The organism is Streptomyces sp. NPDC025784 (assembly GCF_055558435.1).
This window is the reverse complement of record NZ_JBVHMN010000009.1, coordinates 147,601-171,734: the sequence shown is the minus strand read 5'-3', so window position 1 is coordinate 171,734 and position 24,134 is coordinate 147,601. Positions and strand designations below refer to the sequence as shown.

Sequence of the window (24,134 nt, the reverse complement as noted above, 5' to 3'; positions counted from 1 at the left end):
GATCACTTTCCGATGGTTCAAGTTCCGCGAGCGGTGCGGCGCTTGAGTACTCCGGGCGGCGCGACGAAGTGTGACGTTCCCTGCGCCGCCCGGAGAGTCCTGCCCGGTGCCTACGCGGTGCCCGTGAGGTGCTCGGGGCGTACCGGCGTCCGGTCGAGCTCCAGACCCGTCGCGTTCCGGATCGCCGCGAGGACGGCCGGGGTGGACGACAGGGTCGGGGCCTCGCCGATGCCACGGAGCCCGTACGGGGCGTGGTCGTCGGCGAGTTCGAGCACGTCGACGGGGATGGTCGGCGTGTCGAGGATGGTGGGGATCAGGTAGTCCGTGAAGGAGGGGTTGCGCACCTTCGCGGTCTTCGGGTCGACGATGATCTCCTCCATGACCGCCACGCCGAGGCCCTGGGTGGTGCCACCCTGGATCTGGCCGACGACGGACAGCGGGTTGAGGGCCTTGCCGACGTCCTGGGCGCAGGCCAGTTCGACGACCTTGACCAGGCCGAGCTCGGTGTCCACCTCGACGACGGCGCGGTGCGCGGCGAACGAGTACTGGACGTGCCCGGATCCCTGACCGGTACGCAGGTCGAACGCCTCCGTGGGACGGTGCCGCCACTCGGCCTCGACCTCGACGGCCTCGCCTTCGAGCACGTCGGCCAGATCGGCGAGGACCTCGCCGCCGTCGGTGACGACCTTGCCGCCCTCCAGGAGGAGTTCGGCCGTCGCCCACGCGGGGTGGTAGGTGCCGAACTTGCGCCGGCCGAGCTCCAGGACCTTCTCGCGCACCAGCTCGCAGGAGTTCTTGACGGCGCCGCCGGTGACGTACGTCTGGCGCGACGCGGACGTCGAACCGGCGCTGCCCACCTGTGTGTCGGCGGGGTGGATGGTCACCTGGGTGACGCCCAGCTCGGTGCGGGCGATCTGCGCGTGGACCGTGACGCCGCCCTGGCCGACCTCGGCCATCGCGGTGTGGACCGTGGCGACGGGCGCGCCGCCCACCACCTCCATGCGGACCTTCGCGGTCGAGTAGTCGTCGAAGCCCTCGGAGAAGCCGACGTTCTTGATGCCGACCGCGTAGCCGATGCCGCGGACGACGCCCTCGCCGTGCGTGGTGTTGGACAGGCCGCCGGGCAGCTGCCGTACGTCGGCGCCCTCGGAGCTCTCCCACTGGCGCTCGGGCGGCAGCGGCATCGCCTTGACGCGGCGCAGCAGTTCGGCGACGGGGGCCGGCGAGTCGACCGGCTGCCCGGTCGGCATGATCGTGCCCTGTTCCATGGCGTTGAGCTGCCGGAACTCGACCCGGTCCATGCCCACCGCGTCGGCGAGCTTGTCCATCTGGGCCTCGTAGGCGAAGCACGCCTGCACCGCGCCGAAGCCGCGCATGGCGCCGCAGGGCGGGTTGTTGGTGTAGAGCGCGATGGCCTCGATGTCGACGTCGTCGATCACGTACGGGCCGACGCTCAGCGAGGAGGCGTTGCCGACGACCGCCGGGGAGGCCGACGCGTAGGCGCCGCCGTCCAGGACGATCCTGCACTTCATGTGCGTGAGCTTGCCGTCCTTGGTGGCGCCGTGCTCGTAGTACAGCTTCGCCGGGTGCCGGTGGACGTGTCCGAAGAAGGACTCGAAGCGGTTGTAGACGATCTTGACGGGCTTGCCGGTGCGCAGCGCCAGCAGGCAGGCGTGGATCTGCATCGACAGGTCCTCGCGGCCACCGAAGGCGCCGCCGACGCCGGAGAGCGTCATCCGGACCTTGTCCTCCGGCAGGCCGAGGACCGGGGCGATCTGGCGCAGGTCGGAGTGGAGCCACTGGGTGGCGATGTACAGGTCGACGCCGCCGTCCTCGCCCGGCACCGCGAGGCCGGACTCCGGGCCGAGGAAGGCCTGGTCCTGCATGCCGAAGGTGTACTCGCCCTTGACGACGAAGTCGGCCTTCTCGGCGGCCTCGTCGGCGTTGCCGCGGACGATCGGCTGACGGTGCACGATGTTCGGGTGCGGGACGTGGCCGATGTGGTGGTCGTCGCGGTTCTCGTGGATGAGGATCGCGTCGGGCGCGGTCGCGGACGCCTCGTCCGTGACGACGGGCAGTTCGCGGTACTCGACCTTGATCTTCGCGGCGGCGCGGCGCGCGGTCTCCGGGTGGTCGGCGGCGACGATCGCGACGGGCTCGCCGTGGTGGCGGACCCTGCCGTGCGCGAGGACCGGGGTGTCCTGGATCTCCAGACCGTAGTTCTTCACGGCGGTCGGCAGGTCGTCGTACGTCATGACGGCGTAGACGCCGGGCTGTGCGAGGGCCTCGGAGGTGTCGATCGACACGATCTCGGCGTGGGCGACCGTGGAGCGCAGGATCTGCCCCCACAGCATGTCCTCGTGCCACATGTCGGACGAGTAGGCGAACTCGCCGGTGACCTTGAGGGTGCCGTCCGGGCGGAGGGTGGACTCCCCGATGCCGCCCTTGGTCTTCGACCCCTGGGTCACCTTGGACGGAATGCCGGTGGTACGTGTGTCGGCCATGGCGTCAGACCCCCTCGGGCTCGGACTGGCGCGCGGCGGCGAGCCGGACGGCGTCCATGATCTTCTCGTAGCCCGTGCAGCGGCACAGGTTGCCCGACAGCGCCTCGCGGATGTCCGCGTCGCTCGGGTTCGGGTTGCGCTCCAGCATCTCGTCGGCGGCGACCAGCAGGCCCGGGGTGCAGAAGCCGCACTGGACGGCACCGGCGTCGATGAACGCCTCCTGGACGGGCGAGAGTTCGACGCCCTCACCGGTCTGCGAGTCGTGGCCCTTGGCCGCCCACTGCTTCGCCGCGTCGAGCGACGTCCCGGCCCGCTCGGCGGATCCGCAGGCGCCGGTCGCGCAACCACCGTGGGCCGCACGCTGCTTGGCGAAGTCGGCGAGCCCCTCGACCGTGACGACCTCGCGGCCCTCGACCTGGCCGGCGGCGACCAGACACGAACACACCGGCACACCGTCGAGGCGGACCGTGCAGGAACCGCACTCGCCCTGCTCACAGGCGTTCTTGGAGCCGGGCAGGCCCAGGCGCTCGCGCAGGACGTAGAGGAGCGACTCGCCCTCCCAGACGTCGTCGGCCTCCTGTGGACGGCCGTTGACCGTGAAATTGACGCGCATTACGCGACTCCCTCCGTGGCGGCGGCGGTGCCGCGGTACGACTCCCAGGTCCAGGTCAGGGTGCGGCGGGCCATGATGCCGACCGCGTGACGGCGGTAGCTCGCCGTGCCCCGGACGTCGTCGATCGGGTTGCAGGCGGCGGAGCACAGGTCCGCGAACTGCTTGGCGACCGACGGGGTGATGATCTTTCCGTTGTCCCAGAAGCCGCCCTCTTCGAGCGCCGCGTTCAGGAAGTCCTCGGCGGTCTTCGCGCGGACCGGGGTCGGTGCCGCGGAGCCGATGCCGGTGCGGACGGTGCGGGTCTGCGGGTGCAGGGCGAGGCCGAAGGCGCACACCGCGATGACCATGGCGTTGCGGGTGCCGACCTTCGAGTACTGCTGGGGTCCGTCGGCCTTCTTGACGTGGACGGCGCGGATCAGTTCGTCGGCGGCGAGCGCGTTGCGCTTCACGCCGGTGTAGAACTCGTCGATCGGGATGAGGCGGGAGCCGCGTACCGACTCGACCTCGACCTCGGCGCCGGCGGCGAGGAGGGCGGGGTGGGCGTCGCCGGCCGGGGAGGCGGTGCCGAGGTTGCCGCCGACGCCGCCGCGGTTGCGGATCTGCGGGGAGGCCACCGTGTGGGAGGCCAGCGCCAGGCCGGGAAGCTCGCCGCGCAGGTTCTCCATGATCTGGGTGTACGGAACGGAGGCGCCCAGGCGCACGCTCTCCTCGCCGACCTCCCACTCGCTCAGCTCGCCGATGCGGTTGAGATCCAGGAGGTACTCGGGCCGACGGTGGTCGAAGTTGATCTCGACCATCACATCGGTGCCACCCGCAATCGGCACAGCGGTGGGGTGCTCAGCCTTGGCGGCGAGCGCCTCCTCCCAGCTGGCGGGGCGAAGGAAGTCCATGAGTGGCTCTCTTCTTCGTATCGTGGGTCGTTCTGTTCAAGCCAGATCGTGTGCGGCGGGCCCGGCTCGTTCATGAGTTGTTAACGCGGAGTGGGGCCAGTACACAGCGCCGTCCCGCACCGGGGTCAGTCACCGAAACCATGAAGGAGTTGGCTGGCCAGGGAGCTCATCTTGTAGATTCGTATGAACGGAGGTCATCAGTAACCTCTTCGCTTTCCTCTGGAAACATCCGGCACGACCTGGGGATCAAGGAGCACCGCTCACGAAAGCCCAGGACACGGCCACACGGGGGCCCCGGCCACCGTCCTGAGGACCCGTGCCCCCACTCCCGAGGGGGCGACCCACAGGGGTCCTCGTCACAGAACCATCGTAGATTTCGAGACACAGAACGGCGGCGACGAGAATGCGGCTGCGCGCACTGCTGGACACCGACGCGCTGGGCCTGCGGCTGCTCGGCGGCGAGGACGAGCTGGACCGCGCGGTGCGCGGCGTGATGACCACGGACCTCAAGGACCCCAGCCGGTACCTCTCGGGCGGCGAGCTGGTCCTCACCGGCCTCGCCTGGCGGCACGGCGCCGCCGACTCCGAGTCCTTCGTACGCATCCTCGCCGGCGCCGGAGTCGCCGCCCTCGCCGCCGGTGAGGCGGAGCTGGGCGACGTGCCGGACGACCTGATCCTGGCCTGCGCCCGGCACCGGCTGCCGCTGTTCGCGGTGAACGAGTCGGTGGCCTTCGCGACGATCACCGAGCACGTCGTGCGCCAGGTCTCGGGCGAGCGGGCCGGGGACCTGGCGGCCGTGGTGGACCGGCACCGGCGGATGATGACGTCCGGGCCGGCCGGCGGCGGCCCCGACGTGGTCCTCGACCTGCTCGGCAGCGACCTGGACCTGCGGGCCTGGGTCCTGTCGCCCACCGGGCGGGCCATCGCCGGATCGAAGGTCGCGGGGGCGGCCCTGGCGGCCGACGTGTGCGCCCAGCTGGCCGCCGAGCACCTGGCCGCGGCCCGCACCGGCCGCCGCGGCCCGCACCGGGTGACGGTCGGCACGGCCACGTACTCGCTCTTCCCGATCCGCGCGTCCGGGCGGGCCTCCGGCGCCTCGCGGGACGTGCGCGAGACCGTGCTCTCCGACTGGCTGCTCGCCGTCGAGGCGGACGCCGGGGACTGGCCCGAGGAGCGGCTCGACCTGCTCCAGGGGGTCACCCAGCTGATCGCGGTGGAGCGGGACCGGCGCGACGCGGCGCGCACGGTCCGGCGGCGGCTCGCACAGGAGGTGCTGGAGCTGGTGCAGACGGGGGCGGCGCCGGCCGAGATCGCGGCGCGGCTGCGGGTCGCGGCACCGGTCCTGCTGCCCGGCCTCGGCGCCGCCCCGCACTGGCAGGTGGTCGTGGCGCGCGTCGAGTGGGAGGGCGGCGAGATCGAGGGCGGTCCGGTCGCCCAGTCGCTGCTGGAGGAGATCCTCGTCGACCCGCTGTCCGCCGGCCCCGAGCACTCCGACCGGATAGCGGTCGCCCATACGGGCGATGAGGCCATCGCGCTCGTCCCGCTCCCGGCGGTGTCCGCGGAGCACGACGGCTCCGAGGAGGGACTGCTCGCCGACTCGCTCCTGGAGGCGGTGCGGGACCCGCTGTCCGCCGGGCTCGACGACGACGGACGGCTCACCCTCGGCGTCAGCGCCGCCGTGCACTCGGCGGAGGGTCTGCGCGGGGCGCTGGAGGAGGCCCGGCACGCCCGCAGGGTCGCCGCCGCGCGCCCCGGCCGGGTCTGCGCGGCCGGACACCAGGAGCTGGCCTCGCACGTGCTCCTGCTGCCCTTCGTGCCGGACGACGTGCGCCGCGCCTTCACGGCCCGGCTCCTGGACCCGCTGCGGGACTACGACCGCAGGCACCGCGCCGAGCTGATCCCCACCCTGGAGGCGTTCCTGGACTGCGACGGTTCCTGGACGCGTTGCGCCACCCGTCTGCACCTGCACGTCAACACGCTGCGCTACCGCGTCGGCCGGATCGAACAGTTGACGAGTCGTGATCTGTCACGCCTGGAGGACAAGTTGGACTTCTTCCTGGCACTGCGCATGAGCTGACACGCGGCGCCCGCGAGCGGCGGCCGAACACCTATGACTTTGTGAAATCCTTCACCCACCCTCTTGGCCGGGCCCCGCGATCCGTGCTGAGATGCCACCACTCAACAGCTCAATGGTGTGCTCGGGGAGGGCAACGTGGCGCATACCGCCATGTCTGGTCACGGAACGACTGCAGGGGACGATCCACTCCAGACCGCGGTATGGCGGCTGCGCTCGAGAGCCTGCTGGGCCGACGCGGCCGCGCTGCTCCAGCCGCACACCGCGGAGGCGGCGCTCCAGCGGGCGTCGCTGCTCGTCGAACGGTGCCTGTACACCGAACAGGGCTGGGCCGAGGCGGAGGACGCGCTGCGGACCGCGGAAGCGGTCGCGCAGAGCGACGACGAGCGCGGCGCGGCGGCCTGTGAGCGGGGGCAGCTCGCGTACGCGGCGACTCTGCTCGGCGTGCGCGACCGGGCGGACGAGGCGCGGGCCGCGCTCGGCCGGGCCGCCGCGCTGCTCGCGCCCGGGGCCCGGGGCCGGGCCCTGCTGGACTTCCGGCGCGGACTGCTCGCCGAGAACCTCGCACGCTCCCCGCAGGCCGCCCGCGCCGCCTACCGGCGCGCGCACGCGGGCGCGGTGGCCCACGACGATCCGCTGCTGCTCTCCTTCACCTGGCGGCATCTGGCCGGACTCGCCCTGCGGGACGGCGAGTTGGCCGAGGCGCGGCACGGATTCGCCGAATCACTGCGGATCCGCGAGGAGTTGGGCTACCTCGTGGGCACGGCCCCCGCGCTGGCGTCACTGGCGGACGCCGAGGCCGAACCGGAGGCGTCCCGTCTGCGCGCGGAGGCGGGCCGCCTGTTCCGTCTGCTCGGCGGCGTCCCGACCTGGCTGGCCCGCCAACTGGCCCCGCCGGCGGCCACGGCCTGACCACCGGCGTCCTCGGCAGCGGGTCCGCCCGCTCCGGGGGGCCGGGACGAGAGACGGCCGGACCCGCCCGCCGGCGGGCCCGCCCGATCCGGGCGCGGCCCGGCACACGGGGCCGCTGGGCGCGCGTCCGCGGGTCGGCAGGCTCCGGGTGCGGGCAGCCGGCCGGGGCGCCCGTCGCCGTGTTCGCCCGATCCGGGCTCGGACCGGGTAGCAGGCCGCCGTACGCGCCCGCCCGTGCGTCAGCCGCTCTGGGCGCGGGCCAACAGGGTGCGGGCGAACTCCTGGACCGTGGTGCGGAGTTCGGGGTCACGGGCCAGGTAGACGACCACGCCCACGATCACCAGGAGGGTGAGGAAGCCACGCAGTCCCCCGCTCCGGCCGCCGCCGTACGGCGCGGGGCGGTGCGGATGGGGCGCCCCGGAGTGGCGCGCGTGGGCGCGGGCCGTGTCGTGCATCTCGCGGTGGCTGCGTACGTGGTTCCGGTGGATCTGCTGCGCCTGCTGCGCGGCCTGCTGGGCTTGCTGCTGGGCCGTCCAGGACGGGTCGGGCATCGGAATCTCCCCCGGTGTCGGTCCGGCTCTCGCCGTGCACCGGGGGCCACGCCCGCGCCGCGCGCCGGGTTCCCGGCGTCACGGTGTGTTGCGCGGCGGATACCGGTCCGTGACACGAAGCGGCGGAAGGGTGCCCGCCGGTGGGGTCAGGACGCCCCGGCGAAGTGCTCGCGCACCAGCGACTGCACGACCGGCAGGTCCTCGGCAATCAACGCGTCGAGGAGGGCGGTGTGTTCGGCCGCGTCGGCGACCAGGTCGGCCCGGCCCCGGGAGACGGGACCGCCGACGAGCGGCCACTGGGCGCGCCGGTGCAGGTCGTCCGCGATCTGCACCAGCTGGTTGTTCCCGGACAGCGCCAGCACCGCGCGGTGGAAGGCCCGGTCGGACTCGGCATAGGTGGCGCGGCAGCCGGAGGACGCGGCGCGCGCGGTGGCCTCGGCGAGGGGACGCAGCTCCGCCCAGCGCCCGGCGGGCACGGTGCGCGCGAGGCGCAGCATCACCGGCACCTCGATCAGGGCGCGGACCTCGGCGAGCTCGCCCAGTTCCCGGGTGCCGCGTTCGACGACCCGGAAACCCCGGTTGGGGACGACCTCGACCGCGCCCTCCAGTGCGAGCTGCTGCATCGCCTCCCGTACGGGGGTCGCGGACACCCCGAACCGTTCGCCGAGCACGGGTGCCGAGTACACCTCCCCCGGGGCGAGCTCGCCCGCGACGAGCGCGGTGCGCAGGGCGTCCAGGATCTGCCCGCGCACGGAGGAGCGCTGCACGACCGGGCGGACGCCCTCGACCCGGGGGCGCGGGAGGGGCGGCTCGCTGTGCGTGTGCTCGCCGCGGGCGCGGACCAGGCCCCCGGCCTCGGGTCCGGTCACACCCCGGACGGCGCCCGCGCCGGACACGGCACCGTCGGGGACACCGCCCCGCGTCCGCTCCCTGCCCATGCCCCGGTCCATGTCCGCGGCCGTCGGCTGTGCGGGCACCCGGACGGCCCCCGGACGGATGTCCGGGGTCCCCGCGCCTGCGGAGCCGTGCGCACTGCGCGGACCGGACTGCTCCACGGGTCCTCCTCCGGGCTTGGTGGTACTTGGGGGTCATTGCGGCGGTTGTTACCCGTCCGTCAAGCACCATAGGCGCACATGGCCTCAGTTCAAACACCCGACATGACGGGTAAGGTAAGGCTTACCTGCTAACGATCGTGAAGCGGATGGTCCCGCATGCCCACTACCGCCCTGTCCGACGGACCGGCCACGGACACCCCGGCCACTCCCGGGCGACCGTCGCCCTTCGGGGACGCGTACGCACGGCTGACCGAGGTCTTCTCCGGGCTGAGCGTCCGCGAGCTGGGCGCCGGCGAGGCGGCACCGTCGGGCGAGGGATGGGTCTGCGCAGCGGGGTTGGCGGCGGGCGGTACAGACCTCGACGCGTTCCTCGCATGGGACGAGGAGCAGGTGATCCGGGACTACGGACAGCGGGCGCGCCCCGACGTCGTGGCCGGCTTCGGACTGCACCGGTACGCCTGGCCGGCCTGTCTGCTGATCACCGTGCCGTGGTTCCTGCGGCGTCGGGTCCCCCGCTTCGCTGTGGAGGACGTCACATACGAGCGCACGCTCGGCAGCATGGCCGTCCGCGTCTCGGCGTTCGCCTGCCTGCCCGGCGACCCCGCGGCCGCGCTGCCGGGCGCCCGGGTCGTCCCCGACGAGGAGGCGCTGCGCGCGGAGGTGCGGGCCGCGGTGGCCGAGCACCTGGAGCCGGTCCTCGGCGGCTTCGGCCCCCGCATGCGGCGGCGCGGCCGGGCACTGTGGGGCATGGCGACCGACGAGGTCGTCGAGGGGCTCTGGTACATCGCGCATCTGCTCGGCGAGGAGCGGCGGGCGATGCGCGAGCTGGAGCTGCTGCTGCCGGGGTCGACCCAGCCGTACGCCGGCTCCGCCGCGTTCCGCGAGCTGACCGGCCCGAACGGCGAGTCCCTGCCCACCCGCGACCGGGTGACCTGCTGCTTCTTCTACACGCTGCGCCCGGAGGACACCTGCACCACCTGCCCGCGCACCTGCGACGCGGACCGGGTGGCCAAGTCGGCGGCGGCCACGGCGGGTTGAGCCGCTCCGGGCGGGAGCGGCCGACGAGTGCCCTGAGATCAACTCCGGCGACCCCCCGCACGGTGAGGCTTCGCGGATCGCAGTCGATTCACAACTTCCTCACCTGCCGCAGGAACTTTCCGTCGAACCATCCGTACGGGTAATCTTATTCGTACTCAACTCCCGACCCTCGCGCGGCAGTTCGAGCAGAATGCCGCCCTGCGCATCCCCTTGCACTCCCTTGGCGGCCTCTTGCCCCGAAACCCCCTGAGGGCTGACGGGATTGGGCCACTATGGCGGGCGTTACGCCCTATCCCAATGCAAGGGACCCCAGATGAGACTGACCGACATATCGCTGAACTGGCTGCTTCCGGGCGGCGTCTTGCTCCTGGGACTGCTGGCGGCGGTGGCGGTGCTCGCGCGCGGCAAACGGTCCGGGGAGAGCGCGGGCAGCGACGACTCGTGGGAGCGCAGCGAGGAGCGTCGCAGGCGCAAGGAGGCCATCTACGGCACGGCCTCCTACGTGCTGTTGTTCTGCTGCGCCGCGGTTGCCGCGGCGCTGTCCTTCCACGGTCTGGTCGGCTTCGGCGAGCAGAACCTCGGCCTCTCCGACGGCTGGGAGTACCTCGTCCCGTTCGGCCTGGACGGCGCGGCCATGTTCTGCTCCGTCCTCGCGGTGCGCGAGGCCAGCCACGGTGACGCGGCGCTCGGCTCCCGGATACTCGTGTGGACGTTCGCGGGTGCCGCGGCCTGGTTCAACTGGGTGCACGCTCCCCGGGGCATCGACCACGCGGGCGCCCCGCAGTTCTTCGCGGGCATGTCCCTGTCGGCCGCGGTGCTGTTCGACCGCGCGCTGAAGCAGACCCGGCGTGCCGCGCTGCGCGAGCAGGGCCTGGTCCCGCGTCCGCTGCCGCAGATCCGTATCGTCCGCTGGCTGCGCGCGCCCCGGGAGACGTACGGCGCCTGGTCGCTGATGCTCCTGGAGAACGTCCGCAGCCTGGACGAGGCCGTCGAGGAGGTCCGCGAGGACCGGCGCCAGAAGGAGCAGAACCGGCTGCGCCGCCGGGAGCAGGAGCGGGTCGAGCGCGCTCACCTCAAGGCGCTGAGCCGGGGTCACCGAGGGCTGGCCGGCCGCGGCGGTGGCAGGGAGCTGGAGACCGCGACGGTGGAGCGGGCGCCGGGCCAGGCCTCCGCGGAGCCTGCCATATCCACCGCGGAGCAGCTGCCCGTGCGCTCACGGCCGTCCCTCACTCCCGTCCGCAAGAGCGCTGAGCCGATCACCGTCGACCTCACCGCGGAGGACGACACGATGGCCCTGCCGCGACTCGACTCGCTGGAGCGCAAGCTGAAGGACCTCGAGCAGCAGTTCGGCTGAGGTCCCCGGTCCGCACGAGCCGGACGGCCCGGCCGGGCCCGGACAACACCACGGCGGCGCGGTGGCTACGACACCGCGCCGCCGTCCAGTTCGAACCACACGGCCTTGCCCACGCCGTGCGCCCGTACCCCCCAGGCGTCGGCCAGGGACTGGACGAGAACCAGGCCTCTGCCGTGCGTGCCGTCGCCGGCGTCCGGCAACCGCACCCTGGGCCTGCGTCCCACGAAGTCCCGGACCTCGACGCGGAGTCCGCGGGGACCGACGGTGGCCGTCAGGACCGCGTCGCGGTCGGTGTGGATGAGGGCGTTGGTGACGAGCTCGCTGGTCAGCAGCTCGGCTATCTCGGAGCATCCCGGCCTGCCCCAGTGCCGCAACAGCTCCCGCAGAGCCCTGCGCACCTCGGGCACCGCCCGCAGGTCCGCCCTGCCCAGCCGGCGCCTGAGCTGCGCGCCGTCCTCCCCGTCGCACGCCCCGTCCGCTTCCTCCACTGCCTTGGCGGAGGAGGCCCCCATGGCCGTGGGACCACCTCCTCGTGCCTGCCTCTTCATGACCCCCGCCTGCGTGCCGATGTCGGTTCCCCTCCGGTTCGAACACGTTCACGGGGATCCATGCCCAGGCGGGAACGCGGCAGTCATGTCGAATCGTCAACCACCCGCCGGGGTGACGCGGGTGCGCGGTGTTCACGCGGGGAAGGCACACTCGGGACAGAGCCGTCCGAGCGCCGAGGAGCCGCCGTGCACGACGACCGTTCGCTGGTGGAGGCGCGCCTGGAGCGCGCGCTGCGGCAGTTCCTGCGCCCCGCGCAGTACACCGACCGGCTCCCGCTCGCCCTGTCCGTGTGGCACGTGCCCGGCGAACCGGTCCCCGTCGACCAGGCGCTCCAGGCCGCCTACGAGCCCTTCACCACCGGCACGCTCTGGGGAAAGCCCTGGTCGACGAGCTGGTTCCGCATCGAGGGCCGGGTGCCCGAGGAGTGGGCGGGCCGGCACGTCGAGGTGATCGTCGACCCCGGGTTCACGGGTGACGGCCCCGGCTTCCAGGCGGAGGGGCTCCTGCACGACGCCTCCGGCGTGCCCCTGAAGGGCATCCACCCCCGCAACCGGCACCTGACGGTCGGTGCGCCCGCGAGGGGAGGCGAGGCCGTGCACCTGCTGCTGGAGGCGGCGGCCAACCCGGCGGTCCTGCACGGCTTCGAGCCCACGCACCTCGGGGACGTGCTGACCGCAGGCGATGGGCTCGTCTACCGATTCGCGGCTGCCGATCTCGCCGTACTCGACCCCGACGTGTGGCGACTCGTCCTCGACATCGAGGTGCTCTCGGAGCTGATGCACGAACTGGACGCGGGCCGGCCGCGGCGGCACGAGATCCTGCGGGCGCTGGAGGACATGCTGGACGTCCTGGACCTGCACGACGTGCCCGGCACGGCGCCCGCGGCCCGCGGCGCGCTCACGGAGGTGCTGTCCCGGCCCGCGGCCGCGAGCGCGCACCGGATCTCGGCGACCGGGCACGCCCACATCGACTCGGCGTGGCTGTGGCCGCTGCGCGAGACGGTCCGCAAGGCGTCCCGCACCTTCGCCAACGTCACCGCACTGGCCGGTGACTATCCCGAGCTGGTGTTCGCGTGCTCGCAGGCCCAGCAGTACGCCTGGGTGAAGGAGCACCAGCCGCACATCTGGGAACGCATCAAGAAGGCCGTGGAGGAAGGAAACTGGGCCCCGGTCGGCTCCATGTGGGTGGAGTCGGACGCCAACATGCCCGGCGGTGAGGCACTGGCCCGGCAGATCGTGCACGGCAAGCGGTTCTTCCGGGAGGAGTTCGGCGTCGAGACCGAGGAGATCTGGCTGCCGGACTCCTTCGGCTACACGGCCGCCTTCCCGCAGCTGGCGAAGCTCGCGGGTGTCCGCTGGTTCCTCACCCAGAAACTGAGCTGGAACCAGTCCAACCGGATGCCCCACCACACGTTCTGGTGGGAGGGCATCGACGGGACCCGTGTCTTCACCCACTTCCCGCCCGTCGACACCTACAACTCGCAGTTCCACGGCCGCGAACTCGCCCACGCCGAACGCAACTTCGCGGAGAAGGGCCGGGCCACCCGGTCGCTCGTGCCGTTCGGCTGGGGCGACGGCGGGGGCGGTCCGACCCGCGAGATGCTGGAGAAGGCGCGGCGGCTGCGCTCCCTGGAGGGCTCGCCGCGCGTCGAGATCGAGAGGCCCTCGGCGTTCTTCGCGGCGGCCGAGGAGGAGTACGGGGCCCACGCGCCCGTGTGGTCGGGCGAGCTGTATCTGGAACTCCACCGGGCCACCTACACCACGCAGGCGAAGACCAAGCAGGGCAACCGACGCTCCGAACACGCCCTGCGCGAGGCCGAGTTGTGGTGCACGACCGCCGCGCTGCGCGAACCGTCGTACGCCTATCCGTACGACGCGCTCGACCGGCTGTGGAAGACCGTGCTGCTGCACCAGTTCCACGACATCCTGCCCGGGTCGTCGATCGCCTGGGTGCACCGCGAGGCGCGGGAGACGTACGCGCGGGTGCTGGCCGAGGTGGACGAGCTGACCGCCCGGGCCGTGCGGGCACTGGGCTCCGGCGCGCCCGCCGTGCTGAACGCCTCGCCGTACGAGCGGACGGAAGTGGTCGCGGACGCGCTGGTGACCGTGCCCGGGCTGGGGAGCGCCGCGATGCCGGACACGGCGGACCCGGCGGGCGCCCGGGGACGGGCCGAGCGGTCGGACGACACGATCGTGCTGGAGAACGAGTGGCTGCGGGTACGGATCGACCGCGACGGGCTGCTCACCTCCGTACGGGACCTCGCGCGCGGCCGGGAAGTGCTGTGCGGTCCCGGCAACCTGCTGCAGCTCCACCCCGACCACCCCAACGCCTGGGACGCCTGGGACATCGACCGGCACTACCGGCGCACCCGCACGGACCTGACGGACGCCGAGTCGGTGGAACTCGTGGAGAGCGGACCGCTGCGGGCCGTCGTGCGGGTCACCCGCGCCTTCGGCGGCTCCCGGATCGTCCAGGACATCCGGCTGACGGCGACGGCCCGCAGACTGGACGTGGTGACCGAGGTCGACTGGCGGGAGTCGGAGAAGGTCCTCAAGGCCGCCTTCCCTCTCGACGTGCACGCCGAACGCTCCGCCGCCGAGATCCAGTTCGGCCATGTCCACCGTCCCACCCACGCCAACACCGGCTGGGACGCCGCCCGGTTCGAGATCTGCGCCCACCGGTGGCTGCGGGTCGCCGAGGACGGGTACGGCGTGGCGGTCCTCAACGACTCGACGTACGGCCATGACGTGACCCGCTGCGCGCACGAGGACGGTCTCGGCACGACCGTGCGGCTGACGCTGCTGCGCGCCCCGCACAGCCCGGACCCCGAGACCGATCTCGGCACCCACCGGTTCACGTACGCGCTGCTGCCCGGTGCGGAGGTGGGTGACGCCGTCGCGGAGGGACTCGCGCTCAACCTGCCGCTGCGCGTGGCCGGGGCGCCGGCACTCGCTCCCCTGGTCAGTCTCGACAATCCGGCCGTCACCGTCGAGTCGGTCAAGCTCGCCGAGGACCGCAGCGGCGACGTGGTGGTGCGGCTGTACGAGTCCCGGGGCGGCCGGGCGCGCTGCGAGCTGACCGCCGGCTTCCCCGTGGCCCGTACCGAGGTGACGGACCTGCTGGAACGGCCGCTCCACGAAACGACGGGACCCATCACCCTGCGACCGTTCCAGATCCTGACGCTGCGGCTGCGCCCGGCGTAGCCGCGTCGGCACTCGCTCCGTACCGTCGGCGCCCTGCTCGCCGGCGGGTCCCCTCGGTCGTCGGGGGACCCGTCGGCACGGGCAGCCCGGGCGGAGCCTACGGCCGCGGCACGTTGCGCAGGTTCGAGCGGGCCATCTGCACCATCCGTCCGACGCCTCCGTCGAGCACCATCTTCGACGCCGACAGCGCGAAGCCCGTCACCATCTCCGCGCTGATCTTCGGCGGGATGGAGAGGGCGTTGGGGTCGGTGACGATGTCGACGAGAGCCGGACCCTTGTGGCTGAAGGCGTCCTTCAGGGCACCGGCGAGCTGCTTGGGCTTCTCGACGCGGACGCCGTACGCCCCGCAGGCGCGGGCCACCGCCGCGAAGTCGGGATTCTTGTTCGAAGTGCCGTACGAGGGCAGCCCGGCGACCAGCATCTCCAGCTCGACCATGCTCAGCGAGGAGTTGTTGAAGAGGACGACCTTCACCGGCAGGTCGTACTGGACGAGGGTGAGGAAGTCTCCCATCAGCATGGCGAATCCGCCGTCGCCGGACATCGACACGACCTGCCGCTTGCGGTCGGTGAACTGCGCGCCGATCGCCATCGGCAGCGCGTTGGCCATCGAGCCGTGCGAGAACGAACCGATCACGCGGCGGCTGCCGTTGGGCGAGATGTAGCGGGCGGCCCAGACGTTGCACATGCCGGTGTCGACGGTGAACACCGCGTCCTCGTCGGCGAGTTCGTCGAGGACCGAGGCGACGTACTCGGGGTGGATCGGCACGTGCTTCTCGACCTTGCGGGTGTACGCCTTGACGACTCCTTCGAGGGCGTCCGCGTGCTTCTTCAGCATCTTGTCCAGGAAGCGCCGGTTCCCCTTGGGCTTCACGCGCGGGATCAGACAGCGCAGGGTCTCCTTCACGTCGCCCCAGACCGCGAGGTCCAGCTTGGAGCGACGGCCCAGGTGCTCGGGCCGCACGTCGACCTGGGCGATCCTGACGTCGTCGGGCAGGAAGGCGTTGTACGGGAAGTCGGTGCCGAGCAGGATCAGCAGATCGCACTCGTGGGTGGCCTCGTAGGCGGCGCCGTAGCCGAGCAGTCCGCTCATGCCGACGTCGTACGGGTTGTCGTACTGGATCCATTCCTTGCCGCGCAGCGCGTGTCCGACCGGGGACTTGATCTTCCCGGCGAACTCCATGACCTCGGAGTGCGCGCCGGCCGTGCCGCTGCCGCAGAACAGGGTGACCTTCTCCGCCTCGTCGATCATCGCGACGAGCTTGTCGATCTCCGTGTCGCCGGGGCGGACGCTGGGCCGCGAGGTGACGAGCGCGGTCTCGACGGGCTTCTCCGGGGCCGGTTCGTCGGCGATGTCACCGGGCAGCGTGACGACGCTGACGCCGGACCGGCCGACGGCGTGCTGGATGGCGGTCTGCAGGACCCGGGGCATCTGCTTCGGGCTGGAGATCAGCTCGCTGTAGTGGCTGCACTCCTGGAAGAGCCGGTCGGGGTGGGTCTCCTGGAAGTAGCCGAGACCGATCTCGCTGGAGGGGATGTGCGAGGCGAGGGCCAGGACGGGGGCCATGGAGCGGTGGGCGTCGTACAGGCCGTTGATGAGGTGCAGGTTGCCGGGGCCGCAGGAGCCGGCGCAGGCCGTGAGCTTCCCGGTGATCTGGGCCTCGGCGCCCGCGGCGAACGCCGCCGTCTCCTCGTGCCGGACATGGATCCAGTCGATGGCGGAGTTGCGCCTGATCGCGTCGACGACCGGGTTCAGGCTGTCGCCGACCACCCCGTACATGCGCTCGACGCCCGCGCGGACGAGGATGTCGACGAACTGTTCGGCGACGTTCTGCTTGGCCATGCCTCACGCACCCCTTTGTGCTCCTCGGATCCCTTGGGTCCATGAATTCACACGGCGCGCTGTTACGCCTCCCAAACGGCCGCGGCCGTACGGTCATCGGCGTAGCCCTTGACCCGTACCAGTGTGTCGGCGAGGAACGCGGGGAGACCGGGCGGCTGTGCTGCCGACGACCACCGCGTCGTGAGGTGCTCGGCGAGTCCGGGTTCGCCGCGCAGCGGGTCCGCGAGGCCCGCGCTGCACAGCAGCAGGGTGTCACCCGGGCGGGCGACCGAGGCGCGGAAGCGGAACGGGTCGCGCGGCGGCTCGGGGGCCGGTTCGTAGGGACTCGGAGGTGTGGTGATGCCCAGGTCCATGGTGAGCCGGTCGCCCTCGGGCGTCTCGTGGGGCAGTGACCCGAAGCCGACGACGGGCTCGCCGGTGGCCTCGGCGACACGCGGCTCGATGTCCTGCCACTCGCCGTCCCGCAGCCGGAACAGTCCGCCGGGGCCGACGCCGAAGAACACCCGGGTGCGGCACTGCGGGTCGGCGGGCAGCAGCAGGCAGCGCAGACTGGCGGTGTACTCCTCCGGTTCGACGCCCTGTTCGGCGGCGCTCGCCCGGAGCCTGCCGAAGCTGCGGTCGGTGAGCCGGTGCAGTCCGGACTTCAGGTCGCCGCGCCGGGCGGCACGGATGTCCTTGGCCAGCCGGGCGTGGCTGCGGCCCACGGCCTGTCCGATCCACTGGCACACCTCGGCGGCCGCCCGGTGGGCGCCGGGGGTGGCGCGTGCCCCGGTCGCCATCGCCACCAGGACCAGCGCCTGTTCCCCCGTCCCGAAGCGGGCGGTGAGGAGCGAGTCCCTGCGCGGCTCGCCGCGGTAGCGGGCGGAATCGCCGCGCGCGGACACGGCCCGCAGGGTGCTGGTCCCGTAGCGGGCGCCGTCCAGGACCGTGTCGGCGACGAGGTCGCCGAGGTCGTCCGGATCGGCGGGCGGGAGGGCGGTGGGTTCGGCGGCATAGGTGGGCGGGCCGGAACCGACGTGCCCGACGGAGGGCGGCGGAGGGGGTGGGTCGAGGGCGGTCTCCCGGGCGGGCACCTCCTTCGGTGCGGCGGGGGGCGAGGCGTCCTCCGGGACCGCGGGAGGCGCGGGCGGCGGGGGCGGTGGGTCGGCGGGCGTTCGCGACGCGGGTACCTGCGCGAGCGGCGCGGGGCCGGGCCCGGGGTCGCCCGCCTCCGGCCGGGCGTCGCTCGGGGGTTCCTGCGGGCGGAACCCGGGCGGCGTGGGCCCGGGCGGGAAGGCGGCGGGTGCGGGTGGTCCGGGGGGCGGGGGCTCCCACGGGGCGGGCTCCCGGGTGAGGCCGCTGCGCCGGAGCGGGGGCTCGGCCTCGGGAGGTGCCGCGGGCGGGTCGTGGCGCTCCCACCGGCCGGGGTGGGAACGGCCGTCACCGCGCTGCCCGGGCACCGCGGGGGGCCGCTCCGGCGGGGACGGGACATCGGCCACGGGCGCGTCCGGTCCCGTGCCGGGCCGCAGCTCGACCGTCCCGGCGGCCGAGGCGAACCGGTCGTCCAGGGAATCGGCCGCGGTGGCGGGTCCCGTGTCCTCGGTGGAGTCGTCGTACAACTGCCTCCACCAGTCGTCCTCATGACCGGTGGGCTTCTCCCCCTGCTGGCTCATGCCCCTAATTGTCCACCGCGGAGGCAGGTTGAAAACGGGGCATCCGGAAAAACCGGCCAAGGGACTGGCTGTCGAACGGCATGCCGGACGACGCCTCGAACGGTGGTGCGACCGGGGCGCGATCGTGCGCACAGCAGGCCGCCGGACGGCCCCACCCCCCACGGGAGGACCGTCCGGCGGCGTTCCGGTGACCGGGGCCTAGCGCACGTCGTAGGCCCGGGTCACGGTCTGGACGACCGAGTTGCCGTTGCTGTCGGTCAGTTCGGTCCTGAGGGTGACCTGCTCGCCCTGTGCTCCGCCGTGATCGACGGTCGCGGTCCACTTGCCGCCGTCCCGGGTGGTCGCGGCCTGCTTCCAGGTCTCTCCGCCGTCGTACGAGTACGACAGCTTCACCGAGGTCAGCGTGCCCGGCCGGTAGCCCGCGTGACCGGTCGCGGTGAGCGTGATCCGCTGCCCGTCCTCGGCCGGCAGGGTCTTCAGGCCGTCCTCCGGCAGGCCGTAGCGCGGGAAGAGCAGCGGGATGCCCTGTGAGTAGGCGTTCTCGTCGAGGTGGGAGCGGAACGACCAGGTGGTGACGGTCTGCGGGGAGCGGTGCCAGACGCGCGAGCCGATCTTCATCGTGTGGAGGGTGAGGGCGTACGCGGAGTCGTCGGCCGGGACCTCGAACACCCCGAAGGGGACGGAGCTCTCGCCGATCGTCTCGCCGTCGCGCCGCAACTGCATGGAGCCGATGTCACCGAACCCGCCCTGGATTCCCTGGTGCTGGGCGTCTCCCCAGAATCCGGGAGCCACGCCGATCAGGTTGCCCTGCCGTTCGGCGGCGAGTGCCTGCTCTCCGGTGGAGTCCAGGGGGGCCACCGGCGAGAGGACTCCGCCGTACCACTCCTCGGTCCGCCGTTCGCCCTTCGTGTAGCTGCGCACCGGGTCGATCATGAACTCGCCCCAGGGGAAGCTGCTGGACACCTGGTGTCCCCAGCCGGTGGCGCCGGCCGAGTGGTACTCGGTACGGCTGAAGGGCGCGGGCACGGTCTCCAGGTCGCCGAAGAAGCCGCTGAGCCCGTTGGGGCGGGTGACGGAGGGCAGGTCGATGTAGTCGGTGGCCGTGCCCATCGCACGGTAGGTGGCGCTGGTGGCCGCCAGTTCGCGGTCGTGGACCCGGTAGGTGCGGGCGTCGCGGATCTGACCCGTCTCCGGGAAGGCCAGGTTGTACATGTACGGGCTCTTGGCGGTGGCGTTCCAGCGCAGGGTCACGTCACCGGCGGCGAGCAGTGCCTGTGCTTCCTCGGCGGGTACGGCGAGGACGGGCAGCGGGCCGCCGGTGAAGCCCGTGGCGGGGTACCAGCGGCCGGGCGCCTCACGATAGGCGAGGACCGCCAGCGCGCCCGCCGCCTTCGCCGCCGACGCGACGGCCGTGGCGCTTCCGCCGTCCGGCAGCTCGACGAGGGCGATCTTCCCCTTGGCGCCGGCGAGGTCCTGTGGCGTACCGGACCTGGCATCCACGAGGGGGGCCTGTCCGGTGCCGTCGAGGTTGGCGGAGTTGGTGGAACCGGTCACGGGGTGCAGCTTCGGGCCGCCCACGACGGCGAGTTCGGAGATCTGCGGGGCGGCGGCGCGCCAGAAGCTGTCGAACTCGAAGGTGCCGTCGCTCGCCCGGCCCTCGACGGAGGCGTAGTAGCCGCGCACCGAGCGTCCGCCCGCGGCCGTGCCGGCGTGCAGCCAGGTGTCGTCCCAGGAGCGGGCGAACCCGAGGGTGGCGCCGCGGAGTTCGGAGTCCTTGTCCGTTCTGATGCTCAGCCGGTGGGCGGTCCGGGCGTCGAGGACGACGGTGGTGTCCTTGCGTATCTCCAGCTGCGGGCGGGCCAGGTAGGACAGGGAGTCGATCAGGGTTCCCGCGGTCGCCGGGGTGGCGACGAAGCTGGAGAGGAAGTAGCTGCCGGGGCGTACGCGGTACGTCTGGTCGTTGGCGCCCTCGTTGAAGCGCCGCTCGCCGCTCGCGTCGTCGGTGCCGATGAGGTCGACGGACGAGCCGGACGCTGCGGGCTCACCGAGCCGGTCGACGAGCTCGACCCGCAGGGTGACGGTCTCCGGCTCGACGTAGAGGGAGAAGGGCGTGGAGACCGAGACGCCGTCGGCGGTGGCGAGGACACGGCCGGTGACATCGCCGTACTGGGCGCGGGTCAGCGACGCGTCGGGGTCGAGCTTCAGCGGTACCTCGACGGTGCCGCCGGCGGGTACGGTCACCGCGCGGCTGCCGAGCCGGGCGACCGACGAGCGGACGGGGGAACCGTCGTTGCCGGTGACCCGGCCGACGGAGAGCTTCAACTCGACGGGTTCGTGGCCGGTGTTGGTGTAGGGGACCGTGACGCTCCTGCGGTCGCCGGCGTCCTGCGGCCAGGCGAAGCTGCCGCCCTGCACGGCGGGCGCGCCCAGCACGGTCTGGTCGATCGCGGCCTTGACGTCGAGCCGCCCGCCGCCGGTCTCGCGGACGTCGCCGGGGATGCCCGTGTCCGCGGAGGAGACGAGGGCGGCCTTGATCTGCTGCGCGTCCCAGTCGGGGTGGCGCTGCTTGACGATCGCGGCGGCGCCCGCCACGTGCGGGGTGGCCATCGATGTCCCGCTCATGGACCGGTAGGCGTAGACGCCGCGGCCGCCCGCGTTGGCGGCGGAGATGTCCACACCGGGCGCGGTGATCTCCGGCTTCAGCGTGTGCGAGCCGTAGGCCGGGCCGCGGCTGGAGAAGGACGCCGTGGAGTCGTCGCGGTCGACGGCGCCGACGGTGAGGACTCCGGGCGCGCAGCCGGGCGAGGAGACCGAGTCGAGGGAGGGTCCGGTGTTGCCGGCCGCGATGACGAAGAGCGTGTCGCGGCTGGACTCGGCGAGTTGCTGCGTGGCCGCGCTCATCGGGTCGGTGCAGTCGGTGCGGGCCGGGTTGCCGAGGCTCATCGAGACGACGTCGGCGCCCTGGTCGACGGCCCACTGCATGCCGGCGATGATCCACGACTCCGCGCCCGAGCCGGAGTCGTCGAGGACCTTGCCGTTCAGCAGGTCGGCGCCGGGGGCGACACCCTTCTTCCTGCCGTCGCTCGCCGCGCCCGTGCCGCCGACGGTGGACGTGGTGTGCGTGCCGTGCCCCTGGCGGTCGCTCGTGTCCGGCGAGTCCGTGAAGTTCTCCGAGGCGGTGATCCGGCCCTTGAGGTCGGGGTGTTCGGCATCGACACCGGTGTCCAGGACGGCGACCTTGGTGCCCTTGCCGTCGTATCCCGCGGCCCACGCCTCGGGGGCGTGCACCTGCCCGGTCGAGCGGTCCAGGGTGGCCCGGACCTTCTCGTCGAGCCACAGCTTCTTCAGCCCGCCCGCAGCGCGGGAGCGGGAGTCCGTGATGTCGGCCCAGAAGTCCTCGGCCTTCTTCTTGTCGGCCTTGAGCGCGACGCCGTCGATCGGTTCGAGCGCGACACCGCGTTCGGCGCCGCGCGGCGTGGCCGGGACCGCGCGGGCGGCCGACGCCCGGTACGTCGCGATCAGCGGCAGGGTCGCGCTGTGGGCGTCGTCGTAGCCCTGCCGGACCAGACCGGTGACGTTGAAGAGCTCCTCGTCCACGCGGCCGGCGGCGACGGCGGCGACGGCTCCCGCGGGATAGACGTACAGGTCCTCGCCTGACCGGCGGGTCTGGGTGAAGGGAGTGGTGCCGTCGTCGCCGGGAAGGGCGGTCGCCCCGTCCTTCGTCACCAGGACGCGGTCGCCGGTGACGAGCGTGACGACGGCACCCGAGGCGGCGGCCCCGCTTCCGGTCAGCGGATTCTTCGTGTCGTGTGCGGCCCCTGCGGGCACGGCTGCCGTGACGGCGAGGACGGCGGCGGTCGCCGCGCCCAGTGCCGTACGGACGGTCGTCTTCCCCAAAATCCCACTCCCCAAGATCGCTCCACCCGTGTCCGCCGGCGCCCGGACGAACCGGTGAGGCCGTATCCGCGCAGGCCAAGAAGGCCCAAGGAGGGCATTACGGGCGGTGGTTGATGCTGCGGTGGCGTGAGCTTGGCAGAGAGGCGGGTGGTGCGGCGATGATGTGCCCAGGCGGGTTTGCGCCGTGGCTGTTTCCCGCCATGGACGCCACCGACCGGCCGGTACGCATCCTCGGGGAGGGACTTCGCCGCATGCTGGGAGCGATAGGTCTGGACGAGACGCACGAGTCGGCCTACCGGGCGCTCGTGTCCGTGGGCGCCGCCGACGTGCCCGATCTCGCGCGACGGCTCACACTCGGCGAGTACGACACGGAGCGCGCCCTGCGCCGGCTGGAGCGGCACGGTCTGGCGGCGCAGTCGTCGGCCCGGCCCGGGCGCTGGGTCGCCGCGCCGCCGGCTGTCGCGCTCGGCGCGCTGCTCACCCAGCAGCGGCACGAGCTGGAGAAGGCGGAGCTGGCGGCCGCGCTGCTCGCCGAGGAGTACCGCGCGCAGGCCGCGGAGCCCGCCGTGCACGACCTGGTCGAGGTGGTGATGGGCGCGGCAGCCGTCTCGCAGCGTTTCCTCCAGCTCCAGCTGGGGGCGAGCGAGGAGGTGTGCGCGCTGGTCACCGGGAACCCCGTGGCCGTCTCCGGCATGGACAACGACGCCGAGGAACAGGCCGCCGGGCGGGGCGTCCGTTATCGGGTGGTCGTCGAGCGCGCCGTCCTCGACGTGCCGACCGGGATCACCGAGCTGTCCGCCGCGCTCGGCCGGGACGAACAGGTACGGGTCGTGGACCAGGTCCCCACCAAGCTGGTCATCGCCGACCGGGCGCTGGCGATGGTCCCCCTCACCTCGAACACGGCGGAGCCCTCCGCGCTGGTCGTGCACGCGAGCGGGTTGCTGGAGCTGCTGTCCGGGCTCTTCGACTCGGTGTGGCGGGACGCGCTGCCCCTGCGGATCGGCAGCCGGGGCGTGCTGGAGCAGGAACCCGACGGGCCGGACGGCACGGACCTGGAGATCCTGTCGCTGCTGCTCGCCGGGCTCACCGACGCGAGCGTCGCGAAGCAGCTGGATCTGGGGCTGAGGACCGTGCAGCGCCGGGTGAAGCGGCTGATGGAGCTGACGGGGGTGACGACGCGGCTCCAGCTCGGCTGGCACGCGTACGAGCGGGGCTGGGTGGCGCGGGACTGACCTGCGGCTTCCCGTTCGCTCCGGCACCCTGGGCAGATGGGAGCGTGGGAACTCCTGCCGGTCGGCGTGGTGATGCTGCTCGGCCTGGCCGGAGTACTGGTGCCCGGTGTGCCGGGCTCGTGGCTGGTCTGGGCCGCGGTCGCGTGGTGGGCTCTGGAGGACCCGCGCGCCCTGTCGTGGGGGGTGCTGGTCGGCGCGACCGGGGTCCTGCTGCTGTCCCGGGCGATCCGCTGGGCGCTCCCGCCGCGGCGGCTGCGTGCGAGCGGAGCCACCACCCGGACGGCGGTGTACGCCGGTCTCGGGGCGCTGCTCGGCTTCTTCCTGGTGCCGGTGGTCGGCGCGATACCCGGTTTCCTCGGCGGCATCTACCTGTGCGAACGGCGCCGGCTGGGCGGGCACGGACAGGCGGGCACGGCGGTACGGACATTGATGCGGGCGGGCGGCTGGAGCGTCCTGACGGAGCTCTTCGCCTGCCTGCTGATCCTGGGGGCGTGGCTGGGGGCGGTGATCTGGGGCTGAGCCCGGTCCCCTGACGGCGGGCCGCCGGGGCACCCGGCGGCAGGGCGCCGGGACGCAGAGCCCGGCGTCGGGCCCGGGGTGCCGAGACCCCGACGGGGCCGTGGATGCCCCCTGACCGGCGACGGGACCGGGGCGGAGGAGCCGGGAACGGGTCCACGAGCCCGGATTCCGGGTCCATGAGCCGGCACCCGGCACCCGGCACCCGGCACCCGGGCCGAAGGAATCGGGACCGGTGCCGGACGCGTGCCTGA

16 protein-coding genes are annotated in these 24,134 nt (G+C 72.9%); 7 read left to right on the top strand and 9 right to left on the bottom strand.

All coding sequences use genetic code 11. The features are described from left to right. Positions 1–110: 110 nt before the first annotated feature. Genes ACZ4IF_RS21615 through ACZ4IF_RS21605 form a run of 3 tightly spaced genes read right to left on the bottom strand, consistent with a single transcriptional unit; the run spans position 111 to position 4,007 of the window. Positions 111–2,504 (bottom strand): xanthine dehydrogenase family protein molybdopterin-binding subunit, encoded by a 2,394-nt coding sequence (locus ACZ4IF_RS21615; RefSeq protein ID WP_467565056.1) that lies wholly within the window; start codon positions 2,502–2,504, stop codon positions 111–113. A 4-nt stretch (positions 2,505–2,508) separates the two neighbouring features. After that, positions 2,509–3,117 carry a (2Fe-2S)-binding protein gene (locus ACZ4IF_RS21610; protein ID WP_467565054.1) on the bottom strand — a complete coding sequence of 203 codons (609 nt, stop codon included), beginning with the start codon at positions 3,115–3,117 and terminating at the stop codon, positions 2,509–2,511. Further along, positions 3,117–4,007: an FAD binding domain-containing protein gene (locus ACZ4IF_RS21605; RefSeq protein ID WP_467565052.1), complete on the bottom strand. Its 891-nt coding sequence runs from the start codon at positions 4,005–4,007 to the stop codon at positions 3,117–3,119. The genes ACZ4IF_RS21610 and ACZ4IF_RS21605 overlap by 1 nt, the downstream gene beginning before the upstream one ends. Before the next feature lie 403 nt (positions 4,008–4,410). Here ACZ4IF_RS21605 and ACZ4IF_RS21600 point away from each other — a divergent pair, with 403 nt between their 5' ends. Both ACZ4IF_RS21600 and ACZ4IF_RS21595 read left to right on the top strand, forming a co-directional pair. Then, positions 4,411–6,084, top strand: coding sequence for a PucR family transcriptional regulator (locus tag ACZ4IF_RS21600; RefSeq protein ID WP_467565050.1), 1,674 nt, complete (start codon positions 4,411–4,413; stop codon positions 6,082–6,084). Positions 6,085–6,219: 135 nt separating this feature from the next. After that, positions 6,220–6,993: a hypothetical protein gene (locus ACZ4IF_RS21595; protein ID WP_345657665.1), complete on the top strand. Its 774-nt coding sequence runs from the start codon at positions 6,220–6,222 to the stop codon at positions 6,991–6,993. Between the two features lie 239 nt (positions 6,994–7,232). Here the strand turns inward: ACZ4IF_RS21595 and ACZ4IF_RS21590 are convergent, their stop codons facing one another. Both ACZ4IF_RS21590 and ACZ4IF_RS21585 read right to left on the bottom strand, forming a co-directional pair. Further along, positions 7,233–7,544 carry a hypothetical protein gene (locus ACZ4IF_RS21590; protein ID WP_467565048.1) on the bottom strand — a complete coding sequence of 104 codons (312 nt, stop codon included), beginning with the start codon at positions 7,542–7,544 and terminating at the stop codon, positions 7,233–7,235. A 146-nt stretch (positions 7,545–7,690) separates the two neighbouring features. Continuing rightward, positions 7,691–8,599: a GntR family transcriptional regulator gene (locus tag ACZ4IF_RS21585; RefSeq protein ID WP_467565046.1), complete on the bottom strand. Its 909-nt coding sequence runs from the start codon at positions 8,597–8,599 to the stop codon at positions 7,691–7,693. A gap of 156 nt (positions 8,600–8,755) precedes the next feature. On the opposite strand from ACZ4IF_RS21585, the gene ACZ4IF_RS21580 reads away from it, so the two are divergent. Together ACZ4IF_RS21580 and ACZ4IF_RS21575 are read left to right on the top strand one after the other, a co-directional pair. Further along, the gene (locus ACZ4IF_RS21580) at positions 8,756–9,637 is read left to right on the top strand and encodes a (2Fe-2S)-binding protein (protein WP_467565044.1); all 882 of its coding nucleotides are present in this window, start codon (positions 8,756–8,758) and stop codon (positions 9,635–9,637) included. Positions 9,638–9,950: 313 nt separating this feature from the next. Then, positions 9,951–10,991: a DUF2637 domain-containing protein gene (locus ACZ4IF_RS21575; protein WP_467565042.1), complete on the top strand. Its 1,041-nt coding sequence runs from the start codon at positions 9,951–9,953 to the stop codon at positions 10,989–10,991. Between the two features lie 65 nt (positions 10,992–11,056). Here ACZ4IF_RS21575 and ACZ4IF_RS21570 read toward each other — a convergent pair whose 3' ends face one another. Continuing rightward, positions 11,057–11,503, bottom strand: a complete 447-nt coding sequence (locus ACZ4IF_RS21570) for an ATP-binding protein (protein WP_467565040.1) — start codon at positions 11,501–11,503, stop codon at positions 11,057–11,059. Between the two features lie 222 nt (positions 11,504–11,725). Between ACZ4IF_RS21570 and ACZ4IF_RS21565 the strand changes: the two genes are divergently transcribed. Then, positions 11,726–14,743 carry an alpha-mannosidase gene (locus ACZ4IF_RS21565; protein WP_467565038.1) on the top strand — a complete coding sequence of 1,006 codons (3,018 nt, stop codon included), beginning with the start codon at positions 11,726–11,728 and terminating at the stop codon, positions 14,741–14,743. A 97-nt stretch (positions 14,744–14,840) separates the two neighbouring features. Here the strand turns inward: ACZ4IF_RS21565 and ACZ4IF_RS21560 are convergent, their stop codons facing one another. The 3 genes from ACZ4IF_RS21560 to ACZ4IF_RS21550 all read right to left on the bottom strand — a co-directional run bounded on the left by ACZ4IF_RS21560 (position 14,841) and on the right by ACZ4IF_RS21550 (position 22,132). After that, positions 14,841–16,583: a pyruvate dehydrogenase gene (locus ACZ4IF_RS21560; protein WP_467565036.1), complete on the bottom strand. Its 1,743-nt coding sequence runs from the start codon at positions 16,581–16,583 to the stop codon at positions 14,841–14,843. A 62-nt stretch (positions 16,584–16,645) separates the two neighbouring features. Then, on the bottom strand, positions 16,646–18,235 hold the full coding sequence (locus ACZ4IF_RS21555) for a protein phosphatase 2C domain-containing protein (protein ID WP_467565035.1): 1,590 nt from the start codon (positions 18,233–18,235) through the stop codon (positions 16,646–16,648). A 198-nt stretch (positions 18,236–18,433) separates the two neighbouring features. Continuing rightward, positions 18,434–22,132 carry a S8 family peptidase gene (locus ACZ4IF_RS21550; protein WP_467565033.1) on the bottom strand — a complete coding sequence of 1,233 codons (3,699 nt, stop codon included), beginning with the start codon at positions 22,130–22,132 and terminating at the stop codon, positions 18,434–18,436. A 251-nt stretch (positions 22,133–22,383) separates the two neighbouring features. On the opposite strand from ACZ4IF_RS21550, the gene ACZ4IF_RS21545 reads away from it, so the two are divergent. Both ACZ4IF_RS21545 and ACZ4IF_RS21540 read left to right on the top strand, forming a co-directional pair. Beyond that, positions 22,384–23,364, top strand: coding sequence for a helix-turn-helix domain-containing protein (locus ACZ4IF_RS21545; RefSeq protein WP_467565031.1), 981 nt, complete (start codon positions 22,384–22,386; stop codon positions 23,362–23,364). A gap of 36 nt (positions 23,365–23,400) precedes the next feature. Next, positions 23,401–23,883, top strand: a complete 483-nt coding sequence (locus tag ACZ4IF_RS21540; protein WP_345657678.1) for a DUF456 domain-containing protein — start codon at positions 23,401–23,403, stop codon at positions 23,881–23,883. Positions 23,884–24,134: the final 251 nt, after the last annotated feature.

Coding starts and splice junctions, on each gene's coding strand:
- ACZ4IF_RS21615 (WP_467565056.1), bottom strand. CDS start 2,504: ATGGCCGACACACGTACCACCGGCATTCCGTCCAAGGTGACCCAGGGG.
- ACZ4IF_RS21610 (WP_467565054.1), bottom strand. CDS start 3,117: ATGCGCGTCAATTTCACGGTCAACGGCCGTCCACAGGAGGCCGACGAC.
- ACZ4IF_RS21605 (WP_467565052.1), bottom strand. CDS start 4,007: ATGGACTTCCTTCGCCCCGCCAGCTGGGAGGAGGCGCTCGCCGCCAAG.
- ACZ4IF_RS21600 (WP_467565050.1), top strand. CDS start 4,411: ATGCGGCTGCGCGCACTGCTGGACACCGACGCGCTGGGCCTGCGGCTG.
- ACZ4IF_RS21590 (WP_467565048.1), bottom strand. CDS start 7,544: ATGCCCGACCCGTCCTGGACGGCCCAGCAGCAAGCCCAGCAGGCCGCG.
- ACZ4IF_RS21580 (WP_467565044.1), top strand. CDS start 8,756: ATGCCCACTACCGCCCTGTCCGACGGACCGGCCACGGACACCCCGGCC.
- ACZ4IF_RS21575 (WP_467565042.1), top strand. CDS start 9,951: ATGAGACTGACCGACATATCGCTGAACTGGCTGCTTCCGGGCGGCGTC.
- ACZ4IF_RS21570 (WP_467565040.1), bottom strand. CDS start 11,503: ATGGGGGCCTCCTCCGCCAAGGCAGTGGAGGAAGCGGACGGGGCGTGC.
- ACZ4IF_RS21560 (WP_467565036.1), bottom strand. CDS start 16,583: ATGGCCAAGCAGAACGTCGCCGAACAGTTCGTCGACATCCTCGTCCGC.
- ACZ4IF_RS21555 (WP_467565035.1), bottom strand. CDS start 18,235: ATGAGCCAGCAGGGGGAGAAGCCCACCGGTCATGAGGACGACTGGTGG.
- ACZ4IF_RS21545 (WP_467565031.1), top strand. CDS start 22,384: ATGCTGGGAGCGATAGGTCTGGACGAGACGCACGAGTCGGCCTACCGG.
- ACZ4IF_RS21540 (WP_345657678.1), top strand. CDS start 23,401: ATGGGAGCGTGGGAACTCCTGCCGGTCGGCGTGGTGATGCTGCTCGGC.